The 10,049-nt window shown below is 36.0% G+C and carries 8 protein-coding genes; all 8 read left to right on the top strand.

Features of this window, described 5'->3' with window-relative positions; all coding sequences use genetic code 11:
- Nucleotides 1-748: DUF4424 family protein (locus WC614_13740; protein ID MFA5034065.1), on the top strand; the 748-nt coding region annotated here is incomplete at its 5' end.
- A 16-nt stretch (nucleotides 749-764) separates the two neighbouring features.
- The gene (locus WC614_13745; protein MFA5034066.1) at nucleotides 765-1,724 is read left to right on the top strand and encodes a hypothetical protein; all 960 of its coding nucleotides are present in this window, start codon (nucleotides 765-767) and stop codon (nucleotides 1,722-1,724) included.
- Nucleotides 1,725-1,802: 78 nt separating this feature from the next.
- Entirely contained in the window at nucleotides 1,803-3,047 is a 1,245-nt protein-coding gene (locus tag WC614_13750; GenBank protein MFA5034067.1) for a T9SS type A sorting domain-containing protein, read from the top strand.
- Between the two features lie 7 nt (nucleotides 3,048-3,054).
- Nucleotides 3,055-5,196 carry a T9SS type A sorting domain-containing protein gene (locus WC614_13755; GenBank protein MFA5034068.1) on the top strand — a complete coding sequence of 714 codons (2,142 nt, stop codon included), beginning with the start codon at nucleotides 3,055-3,057 and terminating at the stop codon, nucleotides 5,194-5,196.
- A gap of 16 nt (nucleotides 5,197-5,212) precedes the next feature.
- On the top strand, nucleotides 5,213-7,216 hold the full coding sequence (locus WC614_13760) for a carboxypeptidase regulatory-like domain-containing protein (GenBank protein ID MFA5034069.1): 2,004 nt from the start codon (nucleotides 5,213-5,215) through the stop codon (nucleotides 7,214-7,216).
- A 9-nt stretch (nucleotides 7,217-7,225) separates the two neighbouring features.
- Nucleotides 7,226-7,822, top strand: a complete 597-nt coding sequence (locus WC614_13765) for a hypothetical protein (protein MFA5034070.1) — start codon at nucleotides 7,226-7,228, stop codon at nucleotides 7,820-7,822.
- A 39-nt stretch (nucleotides 7,823-7,861) separates the two neighbouring features.
- A complete protein-coding gene (locus tag WC614_13770) occupies nucleotides 7,862-8,362 on the top strand; it encodes a hypothetical protein (protein MFA5034071.1) in 501 nt (166 codons plus the stop codon).
- Nucleotides 8,363-8,421: 59 nt separating this feature from the next.
- Nucleotides 8,422-9,738: an FISUMP domain-containing protein gene (locus WC614_13775; protein ID MFA5034072.1), complete on the top strand. Its 1,317-nt coding sequence runs from the start codon at nucleotides 8,422-8,424 to the stop codon at nucleotides 9,736-9,738.
- Nucleotides 9,739-10,049 lie beyond the last annotated feature (311 nt).

Here is a 10,049-nt window from a genome sequence, read left to right on the forward strand (position 1 = left end):
TTACCCTTCAATGTGGAGTGCCGGTACGCATCATGTTATAAGTTATATATTAGAAACAGGCGCAGGCTGGAAAGGTCCAATAGGAAAAGCAAATATAACAATTGATTTAAATAAGTGTTACAAAAAAGGTGATATTTTTTCAATCGTCCCTGAAGATTATATATTAACCAAAGATGGTAAAATTAAATGGGAACTAAAAAATTTTGAGCCTGATGAAGATATACAAGTAATCATTCAACCGGGTGTTCAACTAACAGGATATACCGTCCCGAGTTTTCAAAACGAACATGCCGAAAAATACCTTAGCGCTGATTTGGTAACTATAGGAACCGCTCTCTCTTGCACAACGAAAGTCATTCAAGATGAGTCTTTATCTATTCCCGGAAGTGATACCGCAGATATTAGCCATTATACTACTGTTACAGATATTTATAACATAAAAGTGGATAGTGTGATTAAAGGAGTCTTTGCTGATTCTATAATTATCGTCCGGAGTCCTTCTTACAGAAACATTCTGAAATCTAAATTCACGGGACGTGATGCAAGAGGAAAACCTGTTTTTGTAACCAAAACCGTCAAAGACTTTTTTAACACTCCTGACAGAATAAATGGTTCGTGGTATGTCACAAGCAAGACGAAGTGTATCGCATTACTCCAAAAAAAAGATACTACTTACACGTCTACACTTTTCAGAAGATATGATAAAGATATTATAGATTTCTATAAAGGATTAGATAAGAGAAAATAAATCTCCTGTAAGAAAAATGTCGCATAGAAAAGTTGCGTTAATAATTTTAGCGGTAATGTTTTTGGGCATAGTTACCGGTTACAAACTATGGGGAGCAAATACTGGTGCGACAGTGGAAAAAAAAGGAGATACTGTTAAAATAGTAAAGTCAGAAGGAATGATAACAGGAGTGTGGACAGGAGACAGAGGCGAAACGATAGAAAAAATTGTGGATAAAAAAGGAGATACTCTTGAAATACAAAAGAGAGGAGGAATTATAACAGGAGTGGGTGGGTTAAAGATAAACATTGAAAAAAAATATGGAGTATCATTTTCTCAGTTGAGCACAATGAGTACGAAAGAAATTGATAAGCTTGTTAAAAATTCTTTAGAAGATTATAAGGAGTTTATGAACATAGATTTTGATGAATTGGTTTTAAGAAAACCTTATAAAGATTCTACTTATTACGAAAATTTAGCTCACTGGATGGTTTTTCGGAACATTCTCTATGACCAAATATATCGTGGAATACCAGTTTATACTCATGGGTGGATATTAGGCACTCAGATTTACCATGATGGCAGAATATGTTCTTTTGGTGGACGTTTTTATTCCAACATTAATATTCCTGCCACTCCTTCTATTTCCCAAACACAAGCCTTTGAGGTAGCAAAGAAACATTTAATAGAGGATGTTCCCTATGATTATAGTGAAATTAACGATAATGGGGTGTTTATATTCCCTAAAATTGATGCCAAAGAGAAAATTAAATTAAGAGATAGCATAGAGGTATTTATACTTCCTAAAGCTGACGTTATAGCAAGTTTACCAGAAGAACGAGTTATGGATTCTACAGTTAATTATTATCTTGCTTGTAAATTGTATTTAGTAAGGAAGAAAACAGGAGAAGAATGGGAATATTGGGTAGATATGCTGAAAGGAAATGTTCTTTATGGATATAGGACTAAATCCGGAGAAAATGGAGTAATAAAATAAACAGGAAATGCCTGCCCGTGGTGGTAGGAAACATGCGGGATACAAAAGATGGAGTGTGAATGAAATAGGAAAAAAACTATGAAAAAAACTTACTTGCTTGTTATGGGGATACTTGGAATCCTATCCAGCATACCAATTAAAGCAGATACCACTTATGTCAGTGGAAATATTAGCACAAATACGGTATGGGATACAACAGGCAGTCCGTATATAGTTGTGGGAAATATATGCATAGAGCCATTTGATACCCTGACAATTGAGCATGGTGTAGAAGTGAAATTGGATTCAATGAAGTATATAGATGTGTATGGGACATTGAATGCAATAGGAATAATTACGGATTCAATTTTTATAACTCGCAATGGGAATGAAAGATGGGCTCAAATCCGATTTAGAGATGGGTCTACTGGGCATCTCTGTTATTGTAGGATTGAGTATGCCGGAGGCTCCGCTATATATGACAAAATTGCCAGTTCACTACTAATTGAGCATAATACCATCACAAAAAACTTTACTAATTTAGGGGGTGGGGGTATTTATACTTATGGTTCTCCAACTATTATCGAAAATACTTTTACAGAAGACTCAGCTATGAGTGGTGGTGCTATTTGGAATTGTGGGTTGCCAACAATCAGTAAAAATACTATTATAGGAAACTTTGCGAGTGCCAGTGGTGGAGGTATTTGTAGTGATGGGGATATCACTATTAATAATAATATTCTTATAGGAAATCATGCCCTTTATGGGGGTAGTATTTGTAGCCTTGGTGGTTTGCTTGTAGTCAAGTACAATACTATAATAGATAATGCATATCGCGCTATAACGTGTCAGGATAGTGCTTTTATTGATAGTAACAACCTATATGCTGGTGGACATGCAGTTTGTAATTATAGTAGGAGTAATATAAATGCCCGTTACAATTACTGGGCAACAAATAACACTGATACTATTGATATGAAAATCTGGGACTTCTATGACGACTCTACAAGGGGAATAGTCTATTATAAACCATTCCTTACTGATTCACTGAAATTTGGTATAGAAGAGAAGAAAATAGAAAATATAAAGACAAACTTAGCGATTTGTCCCAATCCATCTTTTGGCAATAGCATGATTAAATATGGATTGCCTGAGAAAGCAACTGTAAGTTTAACTCTATATGACATATCTGGTAGATTAGTCCAAACTATGTATTCAGGAACTCAAAAAGCAGGGGATCATACAATCAATATAAATGACTATAAAATTGCTAAGGGGATTTACTTTGCAAAACTTAATGCCGGGGATTTCAAGGAGACAAAGAAGTTAATCTTGATGAAATAGGAAAATTATGAAAAAAAATACTTTATTTTCAGTAATCGGATTATTTCTTCCAATGATTGCATTCTCAAAAATCGTAGTTGTTGATACTCTGAATTTTGGCTTGCCGGCAGGAAATGGACTTTTACCGTGGAATCTTGCGGTAGATTCAGCGACTAATCGTGTATATACAACCAATTGGTATAGCAACAATGTTTCAGTAATAAATGGGTCAAACAATTCTGTTATAACTACGATAGACGTTGGAAAATATCCTTATGCCGTTGCTGTAAACCCGCTTACTAACCATATATATGCGGCAGATACGAATGATACTGTTTTCGTAATGGATGGGGGAAGTAATTCGGTTACGGCTAAAATACCCGTCGGAAATTCAAGTTATGGACATAGTATTGGCGTAAACTCTGCTACTAATCGTATTTATGTAACAAACTCTGATGATAATACTATTTTTGTGATAAACGGAACAACTAATTTAATAATAGATACGATAGAAGTCAATAATAACCCTCACGGAGGAATTGCTGTAAATCCCGTTACTAATCGCATATATATAGGTGGAAATTTTGTTTTATCAATAAACGGAGCAAATAATTCAATTATAGATACAATATTACCCAATAATGTTTATGGCATTTGCGTAAATCCAAACACCAATAGAATATATGCAACAAGTTATTCGGATAGCAGCGTTTCCGTGATAGATGGAACAAATGATTCGGTAATAAATAAAATCAATATCATTAAATGCCTTGAGTTCATTGATATAAACCCAAATACTAATCGTATATACGTATCAGGACAAAACTATGATGGTATTTTTGTAATAAACGGGACAAGCAATACAGTAATAGATACCGTAGAAGTTACTTACAGCATTGGGCGTGTCGCTGTAAATCCCCATACTAATTATATATACGCGGCTACTATGCTAAACACGATAGTGGCAATAGATGGGATAAGTAATTCAGTTGTAGATACCATATCGGTTGGAAATACTATTTCAGGTGTAGCTACAAATCTGACTACTAATTATACATACCTTGCTATTTGGGACAGTATTGCAGTTATAAACGGAATAGATAATTCGGTTCTAACTAAAGTAAAACTAGAAAGTTATTCGGGAGATATTGCCGTGAATCCAAATACTAATAAGATATATACGGCAATTTATGATAGCAACTCTGTTTTAGTAATGGATGGGACAAGTAATTTAATTACGGGCACAATAAAAGTTCCTAATCATCCGAAACGTATTTGCGTAAACCCGCTTGCTAACCGTGTATATGTAACATCAGGGAGTGTAATTTCGGTAATAGACGGGACAAATAATTCTGTAATAGATACAATAGAAATTAGTACCGATTGTATCTCTATAAATCCTACGACTAATTATCTATACGTAACATCGCGCCGTGATTTGCATGTTAGCGTTTTATTAGTAATATATGAGCCGACAGGCTTAGTTGTTGATAGCATAGTAATTGGTGGTGGGGCTACAGGTATTCTTGTAAATTCTAATACTAATCATATATATTTAACAACCCGGGAAGGAGATGTTTTTATAATAGACGGGATAAGCAATTCAATCATAAAAACAATTAAAATTGGCACTGAAGAGCAGATGGGCATAACAACGAATATTAGACTTGGAATAAATTCAAAAATAAATAAAATATATGCTCCAAGTATGGAAGACGACAACATTTCGGTAATTGACGGGTTAACAGATTCGGTAATTCAAGTGCTTAGCGTAGGTAAACGGCCCGTATCTATATCCGTAAATGATAGCACCGGCAGGATTTATGTCAGTTGCGGTGCAGACGCTACTTTGTGGGTGTTAGTAGATACAGAAGGCGTTGAAGAGCCCTCCTTTCCGCAATCCCCAATCCAAAATCCAAAATTAGAACTCTCTCAAAATCCGTTTATCAAATCAACTGTTATCAGTTATTATTTGCCAACAAAATCCAAAGTCTCGCTCTCAATCTACGACCTTACCGGCAGACCCGTCCAAACTCTTATTAACAAAGAAAAACCCGCAGGGAGTTATAACCTAACTCTGAATGCAAAGAATTATCCGTCGGGGGTTTATTTCCTGAAGTTGAATGCAGGAGAGCAGAAGATTGTGAAGAAACTTGTATTGATACAATAAATAGGAGAGAAATAATATGATTTTTATTTTAACTGTAATTTTAAGTGTAAGTTCTGTTTTCCCATTTGCTAAAGAAGCTCCTTCTTGGCTTAAAACGAGGCACAGCACAATAGAAAACCAAACAGAAGAAAGACAAAATGCGCTTGTCCCATTCTCCGAAAAGACACCTCAAATAAGGAAGAACATCTTGTCTACTAAAAGCAAAGATACGCTTGGCTACATAACTGGCACCGTAACAGACAAATATGGAAATCCGCTAAAAGGAGTATCAATAAGAGTTCGCGATATTAATGACTCCTACCCTGGGTTTTGGTGCTTGGATGCATGGGAAACTGATTCTTTAGGGCACTATACGATTTGTGGTGCAGATGTCCCGCTTGATTTTACCAGTTGCAAATTAAGAACTTGGGGAGGAGCATATGGTATAGTAAGACAAGAGGATATATGGTATAATAATAAATTTGATGCAGGGAGTGCAGATGTAATAACCGTATCTTATCCCGATACAGCGAAAAATATTAATTTTGAATTGGAAATGGGTGGATGTATTTCGGGATACATTACGGGCAATAAAGGGCCACTAAATGAGATATTTGTTTCGCTTTGTAACTCAATTGATGGAGAATTAGTTTCTATGGGTTATACGAACACAAATGGTTATTATATTGCCGGTAGTTTATCAACAGGAAGCTATAAGATTAGAACAGAGAATTACAACGGTTATTTAAACAAATGGTATAATAACAAACCGGATTTTGCAAATGCAGATTTAGTAAATGTAATTGCTCCGGATACAGCAAAAAATATTAATTTTGACTTAGAAATGGGGGGATGTATTTCGGGATACATTGCCAGTGCCAAAGGGCCTCTTGCTGATGTACATTTGAGTGTTTACGATGCATATAGTAAGAAATATATTAAATGGGCGCAGACCGACTCGACAGGCTATTATATTTTTATTGGATTGCCTACGGGAAATTATAAAGTAACAACTTCTTACGAAGGATACGCTGACCTTTACTGGAATAATAAATCTGATTGGAATTCAGCAGATATGGTAAGTGTAATTATTCCTGATACTACCAAGAATGTTAATTTTAATTTATATGTTGGAGGAAAAATAAAAGGACAGATTTGCGGCGCTAAGGGACCAATCCCGTATGTTTTTGTTTCAGCATTCAATACAAATTCTGGCGAATACATAACTGATGGGTTTAGTGACTCAACGGGAAATTATACAATTGAAAATTTGCCAAACGGGTATTATAAATTATGGGCTCTTCCAAATTGCTGGTATAGTGATACATTGATTAAAAAAGATACAATCCATACTTTTGAATGGTATAACGATAAAAACAATTGGTCTGTTGCAGAGTCTGTTCTTATAACTGCACCGGATTCGGTATTGAATATTAATTTTACTATGGAAAACTGCGGGAGAATTACCGGAACTGTATATGGAAGTTCTATGTTACCATTAGATAGCGTAAGAATTAAAACCTATCTTTATATAAGTCCATGGGAAGGGTGGGATTGGGAATTTGAAGATTCTACAGGTTCGGATGGTAAATATAGTATAAAAAATTTAAGAACAGGGACTTACAAAATCAGTGCAGAAAGAAAAGGTTATAAAACTTTATGGTACAATCAAAAACCTGATTCAAGCACTGCTAATTTAGTCTCTGTTACAATGCCGAATACTACTCCAAATATTGACTTTAATTTAACAGGGATTGAAGAAAGTGCAGGATTAAAAGATAGGATACCAAAGATAAAAACAACTCAAAATCCATTTATTCGGACTACAACAATTTTCTATCAGATACCGGTGAAAACTAAGGTTTTACTGAAGATTTATGATATTACCGGCAGACCGTTAAAGACATTAGTGAACGGAGAGAAGGAAGCCGGTAGTTATGATGTTAGTTTTAATGCAATGGGACTTTCTGCTGGTATCTATTTTGTAAGATTTGCCGCCGGCAACTATAAATCTACTAAGAAACTCGTTTTAATGAGATAGAAAAAAACTATGAAAAAGAATGCTTTATTTTATGTGATTTTAGGGATAACATTTTATTCTTCCGGCTTTGCTGTTGAAAAAGTCACAGACCATGCCCAGAGATACCTTGATGCTAATTTAGTAATTGTAGGAAATGTCCTCTCTTGTTCAACAAAAGTTATTACGAAAAAAGATTCTCTCATTACCAGTGGAAGCGATAGCGGGTGGGTTCGTCACTGGGATGTTTCCGTGGACATTTATAAAACAAAAGTTGATACGGTAGTTAAAGGAGTATTTGCTGATTCTATAATTATTATTGAGAGCAAACCGTATGCAGGAAACATTTGGAAGTCACAATCCTTGGAAATTGATGAAAAAGGGAACCCTAAACGTAAATGTATAGGTAGAGTTGGTAAAGACTATAGTGGTAGCGCTGATAGAATACACAACCAGAATATTGATGGTCAGAAATATATTATATTGCTCCAGAAGAAAGGGACTACATACATATCTACGCTTTTCTATGGATACGATAAAGATATTATAGATTATTTCTATAAAGGATTAGATAAAGAGGGCTTGAATTATTACAAATCTAAATCTAAAACTAAGAAAGTATTTGGGTAAGGGGAAATTATAAAAAAATATTCTATATTACTTGTAGGAATGTTAATTTTGCTTTTACCTGTATGCGTATCGGCAGATATTGGATTTCATCCTAAAGCTACAAACAACTTATTGAATTTCAGTTTATTGCAAACAGCAGATACAAATGAGAATAACATAGAAAGGAAACCTATATCTTTTAAATATCCTGTAGAGACAATAGGTGGCATTTTAGGTGGCACAATGGGATTAATGATGGGATACGTAATAAGCATTGGCATGTGGGCTTGTAATGGTGGCGTTGAGGTTACGAGTACAAGTATGAAGTTTCTAATAGGCGGTCCGCCTGTCATTGGTATTCTTTTAGGAATTCCTGAAGGTGTTATAATTGCAGGTAACCGTTTTGAGGACGAAGGGTCTTATTGGAAATCTTTTTTAGGAGCTACCGTTGGAGCATTATTTGGTACAGCATGTTGGTATGGTAGTGGCTCATCGAACATTGGCGTACCGGCAACTATCATTTTACCTATTGCCGGAGCTGTTTGGGGATATCATTGGTAATAAAGGGAGCAACTACAAATCCACCAAGAAACTAATCTTAATGAGATAAGGGAGAAAAGATGAAAATAATTACAGTCACCGCCAGGGCGGGATGTTCCATATTTTTTTTGTTGGTTTTTGCGACAACACAAACCTATGCGCAGAATTATCAAATCAGTTTTGCAGGAACGGGAGCAAGCACGACTGTTGATTCCGTAAAAGTAGAAAATCTAACGCAATGCACCGATACAACCCTTAGCGGAAGCGATACATTACAGCTTGAAGTGTTAGGAATAAGCGAATCAGATTTGAATCCCATTGTAGATAATAATATGCATATCTATCCGAACCCGATGACAGGCAATTGTTCAGTAGATTTTGAAGCAACTGTCCCGGGCAAAACAACCCTTAACCTATATGACATAACAGGAAAAAGAATTTTGCAAACACAAGGATTATTGCCAAAAGGACATCATACATACAGCTTAAGCGGACTTAACAGTGGCATATATCTTTTGAAAATAAAGTCGGATAACTATTCCTATGTGGCGAAAATAGTAAGCAATAATTTATCTCGACTGGGGCAGACTGAAATAAGATATGTTGGAATAACGTCAAGTCTAGATAAACAAAGTACAGCTTCAAATAAAACAAAGACGAAAAGTTCGAAAAGCGATAAATCAGTAATTAATATGCAATATACGACAGGTGACAGGTTGAAGATAACGGGGAAATCTGGTATTTACCGCACTATATTTATGCTTGTTCCAACCCAAACTCAAACAGTGACATTTAATTTTGTGGATTGCACGGATGCCGACAGCAACCATTACGCTGTAGTACAAATAGGCACAAAGGTATGGATGGCAGAAAACCTTAAAACTACTAAATACCGAGATGCTTCAAGCATACCTAATGTTACTGACGGCACTCAATGGATTAGTTTAACAAGCGGAGCGTATTGCAATTATAATAATATTCCGGCTAAGGTCGATACTTATGGTCGTTTGTATAATTGGTATGCAGTAGCAGACAGTCATAATACGTGTCCTGTTGGCTGGCATATACCTGCTGATAGTGAATGGACAATCCTTACCAACTATTTTGGTGGCGATAGCGTAGCAGGCGGGAAACTGAAAGAAAATTGCACAACGCTTTGGGCAATCCCTAACACCGGAGCAACCAATGAAAGTGGTTTTTCGGCGCTTCCGGGTGGTTGTCGCGTCAGCAATGGTGTGTTCTTCGGTATGGGAAACTACGATTACTGGTGGTCGGCTACGGAGGACGTTGCGACGTGTGCGTGGTACCGTTATATGGGCTACGATAGCGCTGGTGTGGGACGTAGCGGCGGCGGCTTCAAGAAGGGTGGCTTTAGCATCCGCTGCGTCAGGGATTGATTAATCAACTTTTCCCTTGCAAAAAAAATTAAGAATACATTGCATGGAATTATAAAGGAATAAAGAAAACTGATTTTGATAAAGTAACATAATAAAAGCTCAGACAATAAGCCCTTTTCAGAATTAGTTGCCCGGATAATTTTTATCGTTGGTATTGGAGATAAGATGAAAAAATCAAGTAAAAAACAAAAAAGCAAAGATTTACGCATAGAATTCATTGAATATACAGGGGAAGATAAAGAGGAGAGGCTTAAGGCAGCTTTAGACTTCGTTGTAGAGGTTTTATTCAGAAAACTCAATGCGGAGAACGG

The sequence above is a fragment of the bacterium genome (genome assembly GCA_041649255.1).
In the GTDB taxonomy this organism is placed as follows: Bacteria; Hydrothermota; UBA3073; order JACQXS01; family JAQTXJ01; genus JAQTXJ01.